Genomic DNA, 18,935 nt, shown 5'->3' with positions numbered 1-18,935 from the left:
CAATGTGTGCTTCTAGTATATACTCATAAAATAACACCACGTATAAATTTTACGTTTAAACATCTCTGTACCAGAATTCTTGGTATCCCGGTGCGGTTTACTACAACTATAGAAGAGTTTATTGCTCACGATAGTTTTAAAATGTCGTACACTAAAAAACCATTAGGGAATGAGGTGTTTATACGTAGTCACGATTTATTATTTGAGCAAGGATTATCAGATCCAGATTTAAATGTAACCAAATGGGAGGATACTAAATGCTTCTTTTTTACTGGAGATAAAAGCGCGATTCCTTTTGATGTTTTTGCAGCGTCATTTTACCTGTTAAGCAGATACGAAGAATATTTACCTCATGTAAAAGATGAGTATGGACGTTACGGTGCTCATGAAAGTTTAGCGTATAAACATAACTTTTTAAAAGAGCCAGTGGTCGATATTTGGGCCTACAAGTTTAAGTCTGTTTTAGAAGCGAATTATCCGAATGTTGAATTTCCAAAACGAAAATATAGTATAAAACCGGTTATAGATGTGCCGGCACCTTACGATTTTAAATTGAAAGGATTAATGCGAACTTTAGGAGGAAACATTAAGGATTTATTTGCCTTTAATTTTAAGAAATTGTACTACCGCCAAATGGTTTTGTTTGGTTTAAAACGCGATCCATACGATACGTTTAAATATATATTAAACAAACAAAAACAAACAGGTTTTAAGTTTCATTTTTTCTTTCTAATTGGAGATTTTTCAACTTACGATAAAGGGATAAGTGCCCTTAGAAAAGACTATGTGTCTTTAATAAAATCTGTTGCAGATTATTGTAGGGTAGGGCTAAAAGTTTCTTATTTTGCTATTGAAGATAAATCTATTTTAAAGAAAGAACAACAACAAATGGAAGGTATAATTAACACGTCTCTTTTAGAAACGCGTAATTCCTTTTCCAAACTAAATTTACCGGATTTATACCGGAATCTTGTAGAATTGGAGGTCCAGGACGATTATACCATGGGATATGTAAACGAACTCGGGTTTAGAGCAGGAACGTGTACTCCTTTTTTCTTTTACGATTTAGATTACGAGGTGCAAACACCACTGCGTATTAATTCCTATCATGTTATCGATTCTGCATTATTAAAGAATGTCTCTTTATTAGATAAAAAAGAATCGCTTCAGTATATTATTAATCAGGTAAAGCGTGTTAATGGAGAATTCGTTCCTGTGTTTCATAATTACACGTTTAGTGGCATGGGGCAGTGGAAGCATTTTAAAGAATTATTCAATATTATTTTAGATTCAACAGAAAATGACAAATAAAATAAAGGATGTGTTTTTCGATTTAGACCATACACTTTGGGATTTCGAAAAAAATTCGTCTTTAACCTTGCAAAAAATATTCGAAGTCAATCAATTAGAAATCGATTTAGATGTGTTTTTAGAAGCTTATGTTCCTATTAATTTCGAGTATTGGAAGCGCTTTAGAATGGGTGAGGTCGATAAAGAAACCTTGCGTTTTGGAAGGTTAAACGATACTTTTAATCAGTTAGAAACTCCTGTATCTACCGAGGTTGTAAATAAATTATCTGATGATTATCTGGCGTATTTATCCTCATTTAATTATCTTTTTGAAGACACTATTTCCATATTAAATTATCTAGAACCTAAGTATAATCTTCATATTATAACCAACGGATTCGAGGAAGTTCAAACTTCAAAATTAACAAATTCCAATATTCTTAAGTATTTTAAAACAGTGACTAATTCTGAAGAGGCAGGTGTTAAAAAACCGCATCCAGATATTTTTAATTATGCTTTAAACAAGGCAAATGCTGAGGTTAATACCAGCATAATGATTGGGGACAACCTGGAAGCCGATATTCTTGGAGCCATTAATACAGGGTTTCAAGCAATATATTTTAATGAAATTCGTTTGACAGAGCATCGTCATATAACTCAAATTGATAAATTAATCGATTTGAAAAAATATTTATAAAACTTAATTACCTTTACTTAAAATAATTTAACCCATGAAAAAAATAATTTTATTGTTAGTTGTGAGTGTTTGTTTTAGCTCTTTTGCGCAATCAAACTTAAACGATTATAAATATGTAGTTGTCCCAAATAAATATGATTTTTTAAAAGAATCTAATCAATATCAATTAAACGAATTGACTAAATTTTTATTTGAAAAGAAAGGCTTTTCTGCAATGATGGAAGGCGATGAAATGTCGGTTGAACAAGAATTTAATAGATGTTTAATATTGCGATCTGACGTTAAGAATGAATCCAATATGTTTACAACAAAACTAGTTGTTGTTTTAAAAGATTGTAAAAACAAGGTTGTTTTTGAAACAGCTATTGGAGTTTCGAAAATAAAAGAATTTAAAAAGGCGTATCATGCAGCATTACGCGATGCGTTTAATTCTTTCGATGCTGTAAATTATAAATATACAGAATCTTCTGCTAATTTAGGAGTCGCAATTCCGGCTGCCGAGGCGGCTGTAACAACTGCTGCAGTACCCTCTAATGCTGTATCGAAAGCTGTGGTTCCGACATCTAATGTATTATATGCGCAACCTACTGCTAATGGTTATCAACTAGTAGATAGTACACCAAAGGTCGTTTACAAGTTAAAAAAATCTAGTGTAGAAGACATGTATTTTGTTGAAGGAAAGCAAGCCACAGTTCGTAAAAAGGGAGACCAATGGGTAATCGAATATTATGAAGGTGATACGTTAAAAGAAGAGGTTTTAAACGTTAAGTTTTAACAACTCGTTTTTCATATTTGAATAAAATAAAAGTGAGATTCTGATTTATATCGGAATCTCACTTTTACTTTTATATATGTCTAGTGTGAATTTTAATCAGGTATAGAACAACCCTGTACACACATCAAAAATTTAGATACGGTAGAAACGTTTAATATCCATATTTAGTTTTCCAACGTTGTTTTAAAAAATTACGATCGGAATTCTCTCTGGGATTTGCTCCAGGCTCGTAGAGTTTTGTATTCTTTATCTCGTCTGGTAAAAACTCTTGTTCTGCAAAATTATTAGCATAACTGTGCGCGTATTTATAGTCTTCTCCATACCCTAATTCTTTCATTAATTTGGTGGGTGCATTTCTAATACCTAAAGGCACAGATAAATCTCCAGTAGCACGAACCAACTGTTGCGCTTTTCCAATGGCTTCATAAGCCGAATTGCTTTTAGCCGAACATGCTAAATAGGTTGTGCACTGACTTAAAGTAATTCGAGATTCTGGATATCCAATTGCAGAAACTGCCTGAAATGTATTATTAGCTATTACGAGTGCTGTCGGATTTGCATTTCCGATATCTTCACTCGCTAGAATTAAAAGGCGACGTGCAATAAATTTTACGTCTTCACCACCTTCAATCATACGTGCTAAATAGTATACCGCAGCGTTTGGATCGCTTCCTCTAATCGATTTTATAAAGGCCGAAATAATATCGTAATGCTGCTCCCCAGTTTTATCGTAGCGTGCAGTGTTATTCTGAATTTTTGCCAGTACAATCTCGTCGGTAATCACAATATCTTCTCCTTCGAAACTATTCACTAACAACTCGAATATATTGAGTAATTTCCGACCATCACCTCCCGAGAGACGCAATAAAGCAGCTGTTTCTTTTAGTTCTATGTTTTTTTCGGATAAGTACTTATCTTTTGCAATTGCACGGCTTAAAAGGTTTTCTAAATCTGTTTTATCGAAGGCATTTAAAACATAAACCTGACAACGCGATAATAGCGCGGGTATAACTTCGAAACTTGGATTTTCTGTGGTTGCTCCAATTAGCGTAACCCATCCTTTTTCTACCGCTTGTAAAAGAGAATCTTGTTGCGATTTACTAAATCTATGAATCTCATCGATAAATAATATCGGGTTTTTTGTTGTAAAAAGGCCTCCACTTTGTTTGGCTTTGTCTATAACCTCACGAATATCTTTTACACCGGAATTTATGGCACTTAATGTATAAAAAGGTCTGCCGGATTGCGAAGCGACAATATTGGCTAAAGTCGTTTTTCCTGTGCCCGGAGGTCCCCAGAATATCATAGAAGAAATTAAACCTTGTCTAAGTTGTATACGCAATGGCCCTTGCGGTCCCACAAGATGTGATTGACTAATATAATCGTCTAAAGTTTCTGGTCGTAAACGTTCTGCTAAAGGTTCATTCATACTGCAAAATTACTTTATTTTTTAGAGCTATTTAATAATTAGCGACTGACATTTTATCATATTAAATAAAATGGTTTACAATTTGATTATCTTAAGGAAATTTAATTCATGAAAGAACACGACCATTTTAAATTTTCTAACGGCGTCATTGCGTACCCGCTAGCATTTATTTTAATATTATGGTATGTGTTTTGGTTTGAAGTGGAAACGAATATATTTTTTAATAAACACGGTATTTATCCGCGTACATTAGAAGGTTTACAAGGCATAATTTTTAGTCCGTTTATTCATTCGGGTATTTCACATTTATATCATAATACCATTCCGCTTTTTGTGTTAAGTGTTGCTTTATTCTATTTCTACAGACCCATCGCTTGGAAAGTGTTAGGTTACGGTATCTTAGTTTCAGGATTTTTAACGTGGTGCATAGGGCGACCATCGTATCATATTGGAGCGAGCGGGTTAATTTATGTTTTGGTAAGTTTTATTTTCTTTAAAGGTGTATTTGCGAAACATTTTAGATTAATTGCGCTTTCACTTTTAGTTGTATTTTTATATGGGAGCATGATTTGGTATGTTTTACCTATGGAAGAAGGAATTTCTTGGGAAGGACATCTGTCTGGGTTGTTAACGGGTTTGTTTTTTGCACTTGTTTTTAAGAGAGAAATTGCCAAACCCAAAAAGTATGCTTGGGAACAACCCGATTATAATGAAGATGATGATGATTTTCTAAAGCAGTTTGATGCCGATGGAAATTTTATAGAGCACAAGCCTGTCGAAGAAGAAGTCACTGAAGAAACCCAAACCCCTACAAATGTATCTATAACCAACTATCATTATATATTTAAAGAAAAAAAGTCAATAGATTAATTTTTATATTAATCTATTGACTTTTTTAAATAAAGGATATAAAAAAAGGAGATTGATTTAAAATCAATCTCCTTTTAGTATCTATAATTTATTTAATTACTCGAAAACTTGAAATGAAGTTGAAGTTGAATCACCAAAATCTCCTCCACCCGAAGCATATTCTTTTCCATTTAATGTTAAAGAGAATTCTCCAGGAGTAGCTAATCCGTCTCCGTATACATCGTAAACTACTAAACTATAACATCTTCCATCACATAAAGTAACAGGAATACTTGAAGAAGCGGTACCGTCTGCAAAAGCTTCACTAGGCCCAGAAGTAACTACGTTTCCTTCAACGTCAAGAATTTCATAAGATATTTCACTAGCATAACTATCAAAAGTAAAATCAAGAGTACCACTTACTTCTAATTCACAAGTGTCACTTGGTTTTTGATAATATGTTAAAATAGATGTATTACCAGGATTTACTCCTTCATAAGGCATCAATTTAAGTCCTACATAATTGAAGCAATCTAAATTAACATCGGCTAAATTAATGGTAAAAACACCTTTGTTGCTATTTGCTGGTATTGTAACAGATGTAGGAACTTCATAAGAATTAACATCTCCTGTTGTTTCATCTAAATCTACAACAATGTCAAATACACGATCTGTACTAGATATTGATGTACTATAAACTGTAATATCTTTAGAAGCTGTACTACTAGGATCTACAGAAGAATTATAAGTAACATCACTAAATGATACATAATCTAGAGACGATTCAAACTGATCTTCTTCACAATTAAGCAATAGAGTTGATGAGAATAATATTAAAAAAATATGTGCTATTTTTTTCATGAGTTTTTATATTTTTTGATTCGTAGTATAATGCTTAGTTTTGATCAGCATCTGTCATGTAAGGATTTGCATCAATTTCTCTTTGTGGAATTTTAAAAATCCAATCATCATTAACAGATGGTTTTGCCTGTATGAAGCCGGCTTGATATAGCGTTGAAGATGCCCCAGAATTTGTTTGGTCAATACCTTCATCCCATCTAATATTGTCATGGTAGCTAAATCCTTCACCCCATAACTCAACTCTTCTTTGCCATTTAATTTCATCCATTAAAGAGTTTTGACTTGTAAATGCCGTTTTATCAAAAGCACTATCTCTTGCCGAACCTAAAATATTTAAAGCATCTTGTGCACCAGGAATATCATTTAACATTGCTTTAGCTTCAGCTTCAATAAGAACCATTTCTGAAGATCTCATGTAAATTACATCATCAGGATCAATAGAACCAGGATTCTTTGGTTTAAACTTCACATTCATATATGGGTGCGTGTTGTGTCCTGTTGTAGCACCATAAGTTTCAATTATATCTTCCCATGCTGCATCAAAATCTGCTTTATTATCATAGTTAGGGTCTGTTTCATAACTACCTCCTTGGTCGTTAGACGCTGCAGAGTTTGTGTTAGGAGCTAAAGGTAACCACCCTTGTGTTCTGTAATCTGTAGCAGGAAGTCTATCGTATAATTCTTTACTAATAATTTTTGGATTACTTCTGTTTAAACTTCCGTTAAATGAAAATGCAATAAAATAGAAGTATGATTGGTAGTAATTTGTTTCTGTATCAATAACAGTACCTCCCCAAATAACTTCTGGTAAGATATCAGAGTCTGCAGAGTTGAAACCAGTTAACCATTGCGCTTCTGTTAATATAGGGTAACCTTCTCTTGCTAGTGCAGCACTTTCTGCAGCTGTAGCCCAATCTCCTTTAGATAAAGCAATACGTGCCTTAATACCATAAGCTGCATTAAGAGAAATGTTAGAATTATTATCTGCAGCACTCCCGTTTTTTAAATAAGTTATAGCTGCGTCAATATCGCTTTCCATTTGTGTATATACTGCTTCTACAGTGCCACGCGGGCCTCCTTCGTAAGGTGCTCCTGCTTCAGTTAATACTGGTACTCCTGGATCTGTAGATGGAGTTCCTATAATGTATCCTTTAGAGAAAGTACTTACTAATTTTAAATATGCCCATGCACGGTATGCATAAGATTGCCCTAAGACTTTATTTAAATCTTCTGTTTCAACAAAATCACTTACAGCAACTTTATTAATTATTGTATTTGCTGTTTCTACAAAGTGGTAACGTTGGAACCAAAGATTAAAATTGGTTGTTGAACTTGCGTTTGTGTGAGTTGTCCATTTTAAATCAGATGTCATCCAACCATTTCCTGGAGAAGAGTGAATTGTATTCCCTCCAATAGCATCAAACGAAGGGATAAAGTAGCTCTCTCCAGATCTACTAGATTCTGCTCCTTCTAACACATTTTGTGCGTACATCATTCTGTGAAGACCATTTAATACAAGATCCATGTTTTCGGTACTTGAAAGCGCATCTTCTTCTGATATTGAATCTGTAGGAGTTGTTTCTAGGTAGTCTTCACTACAGCCTACAAATACGACCATTGATATGGCAAGTAATAATAGAATTTTATTTCGTATCATTTTGTATATTTTTTTAATTAAGAATTATAATTTAAAATGCAACGTTTAAACCAACAGAAATCACTCTACTTGGATTATAGTCATTACCTTCAGGTGTTCCTGCTAGATTGTACTGAGGATTTAATCCTTCTCTTTTTGCAAACGTAAATAGGTTTTCTCCTGTAACAAATAATCTTAATTTATCTAATCCTATTTTTTCTGTCGCACTATTACTTAAATTATAAGCAATATTTACATTTCTAATAGCCAAGTAAGAAGCATCTGTTAACCATCTAGAAGATAAGCTTGGACTTAAATTTGTATTTCCATTTTCTAAACGAGGTACATTAGTAATATCTCCTGGGTTTTTCCATGCATTAAGCGCATCTGGGTGTAATGAAGAACCGTAATCTCCTTCATGCATCATTGCAGCATAACCGTAATCTAAAATATCTCCCCCAATTTGGTAAGATAATAATACGCTAAGTTCAACTTTTTTGTAAGAGAAAGTGTTAGATATAGATCCAATTAAATCTGGTACAGCACTTGCTCCTGTAAAACCTTTACCAGCATCTGCCCAAGCGTTAGTTGTTGCATGAGTACCATTCTCATTTAAAACAGGAATTCCTACTTGTCCGTCTATTTCTTCATACATGTAGAATAAAGCATCTCCATTACTAGCATCTACACCAGCATAATCGTATAAAAAGAAATCGAATCTAGATCGTCCTTCTTCCCAACGTTTAGATCCTGTAGTAAAAGGGTCAGGAAGTGAAGTAATTTCATTTTTAAGTGTAGAAGCTTGTATTCCAAAATTCCAGTTAAATTTATCAGATTGGATGATAGCCGCATTTAAACTAATTTCAAATCCTTCATTGTATAAGTCTCCTACGTTATCTGGAGCTTCAATTTGACCTTCAGAAGCAGGAATTGGTACATTGTATAACAGGTCTGAAGATATCTTTTTATAGTATTCAAAAGAACCTGATAAACGATTATTAAGTACACCGTATTCTAGAGCAAAGTCATAACTTTCTGAAGTTTCCCATTCTAGGTCTTCGTTTCCTGTTGTATTCCAGTAAATACCTGGTTCTCCTGCATTAGAATAAATGGCGTATAAGGGTTGAGAGATGTAATAATTCCCTAATTGATCATTACCAACTTCTCCATAAGATGCTCTTAATTTTAAACTATTAATGAAAGATACGTTATCCATAAAATTTTCTTGATCAATTCTCCAAGAACCACCTACAGAATAAAAACTACCCCACTTGTTGTTTGTGAAAACAGAAGATCCATCTCTTCTTGCAGAAGCACTTATGTAATATTTATTATCGAAATTATAATTTAATCGTCCTAAATAACCTTCTAGTCTGTAATCAGTACTACTACCAGAAGCATCTAATACTACAGAGAAATTGTCTAATTCGTAAATTCCTGTTACTGTTTGTGTACTTTTAAATGCTCTGTTTTCAGAAAAGTTTCTGCTGAAACTTTCATGTCCTACCATCACATCAAAATTATGCAAACCAAAAGATTTGTCGTAAGATAATATCTGATTAAAGTTTTCTGTTGTTCTTTGGTATCTGTTGTCGTCAAACCTTGCTGTAGGTGCACCATCTCCAACTTCTGCATTTTCATAACTTTGGTTTACACCGTCCTGATAATCTTGCCCGTAAATTAAGCTAAGTTTAAGCCCCTCTAAAGGTTTAATATCTGCATTAAATCTATATCCATAATTATCTGTAGTTGTTAGCTCGTTGTTTAAAATAGCTTCTTCAAGAGCGTTACGACCTACATTTGTTGGTCTAGATTGAATTCCTAATGAAGAAATACTTTCACCACGATCCCAAATTACATCACCTGCTTCGTCTCTTAAAATTTGACCACTTGTTGGGTCTAGCAAATAAGGAGAATAAATAGATCCCATATTTTTAGCAAAACCAAAAACGTTTGCAGTTGAATTATCTCTTGAAGGTGGACCATGTTGTTTTTCGTTAGAAATGTTTACGTTACCACCTAAAGAAAGCCAGTCTGTAGCATCGAAACTACCACTTAAACGGCTAGTTACTCTTTTGTAATCACTTTCTATAACATAACCCTTTTCATCTAAATTAGAAACAGATAAGAAGACAGTGTGTTTTTCTCCACCACCAGATACATTTAAAGAATTACTAGATCTTGATCCTGTTCTTTCTAATGCATTATACCAGTCTAAATCTTGTGCTATAACTTGGGCATTAGGGTTTAAATTTCCATTAACGTCAACGATTTGATCGTTTGCAACATTAAACGGGTTACGTCCTAAACGATTAAAGATAGATGAAGAAGCCTCTATAGCCGCATCTGCATCACCTCCTAAAGAGTTTTTGTATGATTGCCACATTAGCTCATAGTATTCTCCTGGAGAAACAGCGTCGTATTCATTGATTCCTTTAGTTACCACTCCATATTGACTAGTTACATTTACTGTAACGCCAGTACCTTTTTTTCCTTTTTTAGTTGTAATTATAACAACACCGTTCGCTGCACGAGAACCGTACAATGATGTAGAAGCAGCATCTTTAAGTACAGTCATAGATGCTATGTCATCTTGGTTTAAAGTACCTAAACCACCTTCGTATGCAATACCATCTACAATAAATAAAGGATCTGTGTCCCCGTTTAAAGTACCAACACCTCTAATAACAATTTCAGGAGAAGATCCTGGTTGCCCTGAAGATGATATGAATTGTACGCCAGATACTTTACCTTCTATTGCAGAAATAGGTGAAGTTAATGGTCTTAATTCTAAATCTTCTGAACTTACAATACCTGCAGATCCAGTAAATGCTTCTTTTGTTGTAGTACCAAACGCAACAACTACAACTTCGTCAAGAGATGTAGCATCTTCTTCTAAAGTAACTTTTAAAGTGTTTGAAGAACCAACAGTAACTTGTTTAGATATAAAACCTATGAAGCTAAATTTAAGCTTGCTGCCTACTTTTGCTTCAATGCTGAAGTTACCATCAAAATCTGTCGATGTACCAGAGGTTGTTCCTACAACCGAAACAGTTGTTCCTGGTAAAGGCAAACCGTCATTACCAATTACATTACCTGAAACTGTTTTTTGTTGTGCGAATGTAAGTTGCACAACAAATGCTAGAAATAGTGTTAGAATTCCACTAAACTTTGTTTTCATATTTATTTTATTTGAATTAGTCTGCTGCAAAATCATACTAATATGTTAATAAAACAATAATATTTTATTAAAAAACCTACCACTCGGGTTTTATTGTTAATAATGAAATAATTTGGTGATTTTTAATAGAAAACTTGATAATATATCTAAGATCTTTGCAACTTGTTAAGGTTTATATCCTATGCGACTACTAGGGTTTACGTCTTTTTCGCTATTTACAGCTTTTATTTTGACACAATTGTCTCTTTTTTTTGATGGATAGCGCAGGATGGGGGCTAAACGTTGTTTTTTTCCTGTTTTTTTAACGTTAAAAAGTACGTTATTAGAGGTACTATTTTATGAATCTTGGTCGTTTTAAATGGCATGAAATTTTGGGAAGAAGAATAGCTATTTAAATAGTTGTGAAACGTAATTGAAACATCAATAAGGCAATAATATAATGTGGTGTATATACTGAGAAAGAGATTTAAATTAAAATACCTCTATCTTACTTTTAAAAAAAGTAAGATAGAGGTATAGAGTATACTTATAAAAGGTTTGCAGTGGCGATTAACGTCTTTGTCGTACCGCTTCGTATAAAAAAGCACCACAAGCTACAGATACATTTAAAGACTCAATCTCGCCAAGGATAGGCAGTTTGGCTTTAGCATCTACAAGTTTTAAAACTGAAGGATTTATTCCTTTTCCTTCAGACCCCATAATAATAGCACAAGGTTCTTTAAAAGATACATCGTATAATACATCTTCTGTTTTTTCTGTAGCAGCAATTACTTTTATCCCTGACGCTTGCATAAAAAACATAGCATCTTTAATATGATCTACTTTACAAATAGGCATTTTAAACACGGCTCCGGCACTTGTTTTAATTGTATCACCGTTTACAGGAGCTCCTCCTTTTTTTTGGATAATTATACCATCGACACCTGTACATTCTGCAGTACGAATAATGGCACCAAAATTACGGACATCGCTTAATTGATCTAATAAAAGAAATAGGGGAGTCTTTCCAGATTCTGTTACTTTTGTAACAAGTTCTTCTATGTCCCAGAAGGTGATTGGTGCGATTTGTGCAACAACACCTTGATGGTTTTTAGAGCTTAACTTGTTTAGTTTTTCTATTGGAACATAAGAAAAGTTTAATCTTTGTTTTCGTAAGACACTTTCAAGTTCTTGAGATAGTTCTCCTTTTAGTCCTTTTTGAACAAAAACTTTATCTATATTTTCTCCGGCCTGAACTGCTTCTATAACAGCACGAATTCCAAAAATCTGAGTTTCTTTTTCCATGCGTCAAAAGTACAATAATTTATGAATAGGTAAATAAAAGTTGGGCATAAAAAAACCACCTCGTAAGAGGTGGTTTTTAAAATTATAAAATGCTATCGAAAAATTATTCGTAAGGCGTTACAACAATACTTGTTCCACCTTCGCTAACTATTACAGTTGCTACAGGGATCTGTGTACCAGCTTGAGTAGATAATAATAATCCATCTATTGTAATTGTACCAGAAGAATCTTGATTAGCTACGCTCCAGTCAAGTGTTAATGGAATAGGCTCGTCAAGGAAAAGGTTAGCGTCGTTGTTTTCATAAATATCGGCTAATATAGTCCATTCTCCGTCAGGTAATCCTTTACCTCCTGCTTCGAAAGCAGAGTGCTCAGGGCAATCTCCTGTTGCACCTCCTCCAAGGTTGTATGTACTACCTTGGAATACGTATGCGATATCAATATCGATATCACAGAAATCTACAGTTACTTCAGCATTAAAACCATCTGGAGTGTAAACGTAAGTTCCTTCCCAAGATAATGTTAAATCTAGAATTTGAGAAACGTAATCATCAATAATATTAATTTGTACAGAAAAATCTGCTAAATTAAAATTAGCTCTTGATGTTGCTGATATAACAAGTGTTTCATCACCTTCTTCATAATCATTAGCATCAATAAAAATTGCTCCAGTTGCTGTTGTTGATCCAGCAGGTACAGTTACACTTGAAACATGGAAATCGTCAGCATCTGCTGTTCCTCCTGTTTGTGCTAAGTCTATTACAGCATCTGCTGTAGATGGCTCTGCTAAAGTTACAGTGAAAGGAATAGATAATCCGTCTTCAGCTAAGTAAGCATCTATTTCACTAACGTCAAAACTAGAAGCTGTTGTTGAAACTGTAGCGTTAATTTTTGTATAGTCTATCGAAGATTCCCCCGTATTATCATCGTTATCGTCACACGCGGTGAAAACAAATCCAGATAAAGTTAATAGACATAATGTTTTATATATATTTTTCATTATCAACTTTTTTATTAATTTTTAAACATAGTATAAGGTGTATCTGTGTAAACACCGTCTACTGTCATTTTTTCCCAAACTAAGTTTCCGTCTGCATCTACATAACCTTCTCCTGAAATAGGGTTACTATATACCCAGTCATCAATTAGTGCTAATTGCCCACAAGTATCGGTAAACATAACAGTAAAACCATCTCCTGGCCATCCTAACATACTATCGATAGCGTATAAACCTGGAGAAACTTCTGTTACAACATGAACGCCTGGAGTTTCGTAGTTAACAGTATAACTTCCTACTAAGTCGGAAGAACAGTTTACTACTAAATTCACAGTTCCTAATGATGAACTGAAGTATAATACTTCACCATCTGTTTTAGTTATTTTAGTACGAAATGTAAATGTATCACCAATTCTTAAATCGTCTGAAACTAAGCCAGATCCATCTAATAAGCTTTCTAAGTCATTAATTACAAAATTGTAACTTAATGTTTCTGTAGTTGCTGCTACGGTTTCTTCTCCTCCATTGAAAGATCTTAATATTTCTAATTTTTCAATGTCGTCTAAATTTCCAGATTTAAGTTCTATAGTCATATCGAAATATACACTTACGATATCTACAGTAGCGTCTTCTAGTGCTACTGAACCATCAGGATTTCCAAGAATAGAACTACTTGATGTAGCCGATGCGTCAATAATTAAACCTGCGGTTTCAAGTCCTTCTAATACTTCAGCTTGTTCGTCAGACTCACAGGCGAAGAATACTGTTACAATTGTAGCTAGTAACAGTAAATATTTTATATTTTTCATTTTTTTCATTTTTATTAGTTAATATCCCACCAAACTTTTGTTGTCAATGCGTCTGGACCTTGATCGGCAACAGCTGCATCAACATTAGAGGCGTTTAAAGAAATTTCGTCATTTGGATACGTATATCTTGTAGGAATACTATTTACTCCTGGTTGAGGGTCTACTGCTAATGGTAAGTCTGCTGGTATGTCAGATCTTTTCCATTCTGCCCATGTTTCGTAACCTTGCATGAATGTAGAAACCCATAATTGTTGTGCAATAGAGTTGTATCCAGTATAAGGAGCTGAATAGCTACCAGAAGCTAATCCATTTTGTATTAATGAAGCATCTACACCATCATTAAAGTACGTTGCAGCATCTCCGTTAATGTAATTTTTTACAGAAGCTTCTGCTAATAAAAGGTTTATTTGAGATGCACTAACAAAGTATAAAGGTGCATCTGATGCAAGGTATGCATCTCCTATTTGAGAAATAGTTCCAGGACCATATCCTTCAGTACTAGGATTAAGGAAACCTGCTGGTTTTCCGATATATGCACCGTCTACATCGTTAGCATAAACTGCTAATCTAGGGTCACCTTCAGCTAACATATAATCTACTAATGGTTTACCCATTCCCCATTCTCCTTGTCTACCTGTTAATACGATATCGTAAAATGGATTCGCGTTTGGTAAAGCAATTGTTTCAAATGAGATAAAAGCTTCATCATCGTTAGATGTTATTAAATTTCCAGAATTAACTAAAGCTTGTAATTCTGCAGCATCAAATAAAGAGGTATCAGAAATACGCATCATTGCTCTAAATTTAACTGTAGTAGCAAATTTAAGCCATTTAGAAATATCTCCACCATAGATTAAATCTTGAGACGCTGTTATAGATCCAGAACCTGATTCTAAATGCGCTATAGCTTCGTCTAACATTGTAAATATTCCCTTGTATACGTCTTCTTGAGTATCGTAAGCAGGATTGTAAATTCCTTCGTCTGCTCTATTTGCTTCAGACATAGGGATGTTTCCAAAATTATCTGTTAAATATTGGTAAGCCATAGCTTGTAATACTAAAGCAGTACCTTGAACAGCTTGGTTATCTGCTTCTGCTGCTAATCTTTCCATTTCTACAGCATCTGCAATTACAGAACCGTAAAGAACTGTCCAGAAATTGTTAATAGAACCAAGTCTTGGATAATATCTATCTGCATCATTATACTGTGTTTTAGATATGTGTTGGGTCCAGTCTGAAGCCGCTTCACCTGCAATAAAGTAATTGTGAACTTCGTTAATTAAAGTTCTTTCTATGAAACCCAATTGTAAATCTTCAGTGATTACGGTAGGGTTATTAGGATCTGTATTGGTTTCTTCAAAATCATTATCACAAGCAGTAGTAAAGACAAGCAAACCTGTAATAGCGATTAGAGACCATGATTTAAATATATTTTTCATTTTCATTTCTATTAAAATTTAACATTAAGGTTTACACCAATTGTACGTGTAGAAGGCGTTTGAGCGTATTCTAAACCTTGTTGACCAGTGCTTACACCGAATGCAGTTTCTGGGTCAATATGTGGAACGTTTTTAGATATAATAGCTAAGTTTCTAGCATTTATTCCAAAGTTGATAGCTTGTAATCCTGTGTTTACAAAATACTTGCTTGGGATTGAGTAAGAAATTGAAAGCTCTCTCCATTTAACAAATGAAGCATCGTATACAGATGATTCTGCAATGTTTTGGTTATAAGCTGCAGAGTAGTAGTTTTGAGCACCTACAACTACGTTGTTTGCTACAAATCCACCATTACCGTCTGCCATTTCTCCAGAACCAATAACTCCAGTTTCTCTACCTACAAGAGTTTCTTCAAGTACTCCTGATAACATACCCCAAGTATTTGTTTGTGAGTAAACATCTCCACCTTCTTTAATATCAAATAATGTTCTGAAAGTAAATCCTTTCCAAGATGCGTTTATTGCTACACCTCCAACCCAGTCAGCTTGAGAGTTTCCTAATACTTTTGAGTCACCAATAACTGGTAATCCGTTTTCGTATAAGATTTCTCCATTAGGAGTACGTGCAAAAGCAGGTCCCCAGATTGCACCAATGGCTTCACCATTTCTAGCTTGTGTATTAACATTCCATAAACTACCGTAGTCTAAGTTAATTACACCTTCTCCTTCTACATCGCTTACTTCGTTTTCGTTCTTAGCAAAGTTTACGTCTATACCTAAGTTAAATCCATCGCCTTGGCTTCTAACTAAGTCAACACCTAATACCAATTCGATACCTTTGTTTGCTACTGTAGCAGCATTTTTCCATACACTTGTAAATCCAGAAGCAGCAGACACTTGTAGTGGCATAATTACATCTTCGTTTAACTTGTCGTAGTATGTGAAATCTACACGTAATCTATTAGCAAAGAAACGCGCATCTAAACCAAATTCTGTTGCAGTTTCAGTTTGAGCAGTAATATCTGGATTCCATTGTGTATTTGGGTAAAGCGCTGTTGGCGTACTACCGTTTAATGGAGATGAAGATAATTCGTAAGTTGGCGTAACACTGTAAGGTACTAATGGTCCAGCACTACCTGTTTCTGCCCAAGATGCTCTTAATTTTAAGAAACTTACGACATCAGATTTCATGTTTAGCATATCGCTAACTACTGCACTTAAAGATGCAGATGGGTATAAAATACTGTTATTTTTAGATGGTAAAACACTTGCCCAGTCATTACGTACTGTAGCGTCTAAGAATAAGAAATTTTTATAACTTAATTGACCTGTTGCAAATAAACTATTAATTTTATAATCACTACTGTCGTCTGTAATTAGTGGTGCTCCTGAAGAGTTAGATAAGTTAAATAAACCGTCTAATACTAAGTTTTCTGCTGTTCCTGCAAATAAAGTGTAATTGTTACTCATCATTTGTCCACCGGCGCTAACTGAAACTCCAAATTGGTCGTCTGATCCATAACTATCATCGAAAGATAATATTGCTTGGCTGTTTACTTCGTAACGATTTCTTTTTACAAGAGAGTAATATCCGTTTCTGTTATCTACAGTACCGAAATTTCTCATTGTTTCTCTTGAGTCATCAAAGTAGTCGATACCTGTACTCATGTTAAGGGCTAATTTATCAGAAATTTGGTAACCTAAGTTTGCTGTACCAATCCATCTGTTACGCGTCCATGGGTGTAAGTTATTATCTAAAGCCCAGTATGGGTTGTTGTTGTAAGCTGTATTCCAGTTTAGAGGTGTTGTAATACCATCTCCTGCAATATCTACTAAAGGTAAATTTTCCCAGTCTCTAAGAGCTCCGAAATCTACTTGTCTTGCACTCCATACTAATTGACCTACTTGGTTGTCTGGATCTCCATAACCAACAGCATTTCTTTGATCTGAAGAAGATTGGATAAATCTAGAACTAAAACCAACTGTCCATTTTTCTCCTAATTCGTAATTTACATTTCCAGAAATGTTATATTTCTTAAGATCTGTATTGTAGATAATTCCTTTAGAATCTACTAATCCTAAAGATAAACGGTAAGTTGAAGTATCTGTTCCTCCAGAAAATGAAACTGTATTATCTGTTGTAATACCAGTACTATAAAAATCATTTTCAACACTGTTTGGGTTAGATACCCATGGTAATGCTTGAGGATTGTTTGGATTATCGATAATTGATTGGTATTGAATAAAGTCATATCCAGCATCTAAAGCAGGACCCCAACTTTCGTCAATTCCACCATCTCCACTGTTACCATCTACATATTCGAAGTAGTTTGGGCTATATCCTTGACCATAAGAGTTTTGGTAGTCTGGAAATACATAAGCATTTGAAAAACTAACAGAACTGTTAATTTCTACACCTAAAGATTTACCGTTTTTACCAGATTTTGTTGTAATAACAAGAACTCCGTTTGTACCTCTCATCCCGTATAAAGCAGTGGCTGCACCACCTTTTAATACGTTTACAGACTCGATATCTTGAGGATTTATATCTGCTAAACCATTAGGAACATCAGTCCCTGCACTAGATCCAGTGTAAGTGTTGTTGTCTATTACAGCACCATCAAGAACTATTAAAGGTTGAGAGTTTCCGTAAATAGAAGAAACACCACGAATAGTAATACGTGAAGATGCACCTACATCTCCAGATGATTGTGTTATGTTAACACCTGCAATTTTACCAGATAATGAATTTACTACGTTTGTAGTAGGTACATTAGAAATCGCATCAGATTTTACTTGCTGAGAAGCATAACCAATAGCTTTTTCATCTTTCTTAATACCAAGTGCTGTTACTACTACTTCGTCTAACTGTGCTAAATCTTCTCTTAAAACAACATTAATTGTATTAGATGAAGCTACAGTTACACTTTTAGTCTTGTAACCAATAAATGAAAAAGATAATGCATCTCCGCTAGCAGCAGTTAATGTATATTCTCCATCGAAATTAGATTGAGTACCTTGAGATGTACCTGAAATTATAATGTTAACTCCAGGAAGTGGTAATCCGGTCTCATCCGAAATTGTCCCTGAAATTGTTTTTTCTTGTGCAAAAGCAAACTGCACAACGAACGCTAGAAATAGCGTTAGAATTCCACTAAACTTTGTTTTCATGTTTATTTTATTTGAATTAGTCTGACCCAAAAATCATAATAATAAGTTAATAAAACAATATTTTTATATTAAAATATTCGAAGATGTCTGATTTCAAACCTAATAATAGACAGTATTGTCAATAAAATGTGCGATTCGTTGTGTACTTTTTTGCGTTACTCATATTATAATGTTAATATTTTGTTTTTACATTGGCATAATGTGTTTTTAAAGGGGGCGCAATTGTTAATACTGTAAAACCCTTGCAGATGTAGACTAGTTTGAATATGCTATAAATTATTTTATATGTTTTGTAGGAAAATTCTTTAATATTTAGAGTTGTTACAGAATTAATAACCAATTATTAGCATAATAATTTATTGATGTTATTTCTGTTGTCGTAATCTTGGATTGTTAGGAAATAATATTTAACAATTTCTTAATATAGGTATAACTATGTGTGATTTTGCTCGTAAATTGGAGCTAAAATCGTAGAATTAATTACTTTTTTGTTGAATAAAGTGTTGAAATTGAAATAT

The 18,935-nt window shown here is 34.0% G+C and carries 13 protein-coding genes; 4 read left to right on the top strand and 9 right to left on the bottom strand.

What is annotated here, in order from left to right:
- The first annotated feature begins 6 nt into the window (after positions 1-6).
- From ACFFVB_RS15245 to ACFFVB_RS15235, 3 genes are read left to right on the top strand one after another with little or no spacing between them, the layout of a single operon-like run.
- Positions 7-1,311 carry a polysaccharide deacetylase family protein gene (locus ACFFVB_RS15245; RefSeq protein WP_382384082.1) on the top strand — a complete coding sequence of 435 codons (1,305 nt, stop codon included), beginning with the start codon at positions 7-9 and terminating at the stop codon, positions 1,309-1,311.
- The gene (locus ACFFVB_RS15240; RefSeq protein WP_382384081.1) at positions 1,301-1,987 is read left to right on the top strand and encodes a YjjG family noncanonical pyrimidine nucleotidase; all 687 of its coding nucleotides are present in this window, start codon (positions 1,301-1,303) and stop codon (positions 1,985-1,987) included. Before ACFFVB_RS15245 ends, ACFFVB_RS15240 begins: the two co-directional genes overlap by 11 nt.
- Positions 1,988-2,021: 34 nt before the next feature.
- Positions 2,022-2,762: a hypothetical protein gene (locus tag ACFFVB_RS15235; protein ID WP_382384080.1), complete on the top strand. Its 741-nt coding sequence runs from the start codon at positions 2,022-2,024 to the stop codon at positions 2,760-2,762.
- A gap of 151 nt (positions 2,763-2,913) precedes the next feature.
- On the opposite strand, the gene ACFFVB_RS15230 is transcribed toward ACFFVB_RS15235, so the two are convergent.
- Complete coding sequence (locus tag ACFFVB_RS15230) at positions 2,914-4,191, bottom strand: replication-associated recombination protein A (RefSeq protein ID WP_382384079.1); 1,278 nt, start codon at positions 4,189-4,191, stop codon at positions 2,914-2,916.
- Positions 4,192-4,299: 108 nt separating this feature from the next.
- Between ACFFVB_RS15230 and ACFFVB_RS15225 the strand changes: the two genes are divergently transcribed.
- Complete coding sequence (locus ACFFVB_RS15225; RefSeq protein ID WP_382384078.1) at positions 4,300-5,061, top strand: rhomboid family intramembrane serine protease; 762 nt, start codon at positions 4,300-4,302, stop codon at positions 5,059-5,061.
- A 96-nt stretch (positions 5,062-5,157) separates the two neighbouring features.
- Here the strand turns inward: ACFFVB_RS15225 and ACFFVB_RS15220 are convergent, their stop codons facing one another.
- The 8 genes from ACFFVB_RS15220 to ACFFVB_RS15185 all read right to left on the bottom strand — a co-directional run bounded on the left by ACFFVB_RS15220 (position 5,158) and on the right by ACFFVB_RS15185 (position 18,417).
- Entirely contained in the window at positions 5,158-5,901 is a 744-nt protein-coding gene (locus tag ACFFVB_RS15220) for a hypothetical protein (RefSeq protein WP_382384077.1), read from the bottom strand.
- Between the two features lie 34 nt (positions 5,902-5,935).
- Positions 5,936-7,558 carry a RagB/SusD family nutrient uptake outer membrane protein gene (locus ACFFVB_RS15215; protein ID WP_382384076.1) on the bottom strand — a complete coding sequence of 541 codons (1,623 nt, stop codon included), beginning with the start codon at positions 7,556-7,558 and terminating at the stop codon, positions 5,936-5,938.
- 31 nt (positions 7,559-7,589) lie between these two features.
- Positions 7,590-10,718: a SusC/RagA family TonB-linked outer membrane protein gene (locus ACFFVB_RS15210; RefSeq protein WP_382384075.1), complete on the bottom strand. Its 3,129-nt coding sequence runs from the start codon at positions 10,716-10,718 to the stop codon at positions 7,590-7,592.
- Positions 10,719-11,267: 549 nt separating this feature from the next.
- The gene (gene rlmB / locus ACFFVB_RS15205) at positions 11,268-12,002 is read right to left on the bottom strand and encodes a 23S rRNA (guanosine(2251)-2'-O)-methyltransferase RlmB (RefSeq protein ID WP_382384074.1); all 735 of its coding nucleotides are present in this window, start codon (positions 12,000-12,002) and stop codon (positions 11,268-11,270) included.
- A gap of 103 nt (positions 12,003-12,105) precedes the next feature.
- The gene (locus ACFFVB_RS15200; RefSeq protein ID WP_382384073.1) at positions 12,106-13,002 is read right to left on the bottom strand and encodes a hypothetical protein; all 897 of its coding nucleotides are present in this window, start codon (positions 13,000-13,002) and stop codon (positions 12,106-12,108) included.
- A gap of 14 nt (positions 13,003-13,016) precedes the next feature.
- Positions 13,017-13,808, bottom strand: a complete 792-nt coding sequence (locus ACFFVB_RS15195; protein ID WP_382384072.1) for a hypothetical protein — start codon at positions 13,806-13,808, stop codon at positions 13,017-13,019.
- Positions 13,809-13,822: 14 nt separating this feature from the next.
- Positions 13,823-15,247: a SusD/RagB family nutrient-binding outer membrane lipoprotein gene (locus ACFFVB_RS15190; RefSeq protein WP_382384071.1), complete on the bottom strand. Its 1,425-nt coding sequence runs from the start codon at positions 15,245-15,247 to the stop codon at positions 13,823-13,825.
- A gap of 11 nt (positions 15,248-15,258) precedes the next feature.
- Positions 15,259-18,417, bottom strand: coding sequence for a SusC/RagA family TonB-linked outer membrane protein (locus ACFFVB_RS15185; protein ID WP_382384070.1), 3,159 nt, complete (start codon positions 18,415-18,417; stop codon positions 15,259-15,261).
- Positions 18,418-18,935 lie beyond the last annotated feature (518 nt).

Source organism: Formosa undariae, assembly GCF_042427615.1.
Lineage (GTDB): Bacteria > Bacteroidota > Bacteroidia > Flavobacteriales > Flavobacteriaceae > Formosa > Formosa undariae.
The sequence above is the reverse complement of the archived record's forward strand: the minus strand, read 5'-3'. Positions and strand labels throughout refer to the sequence as shown.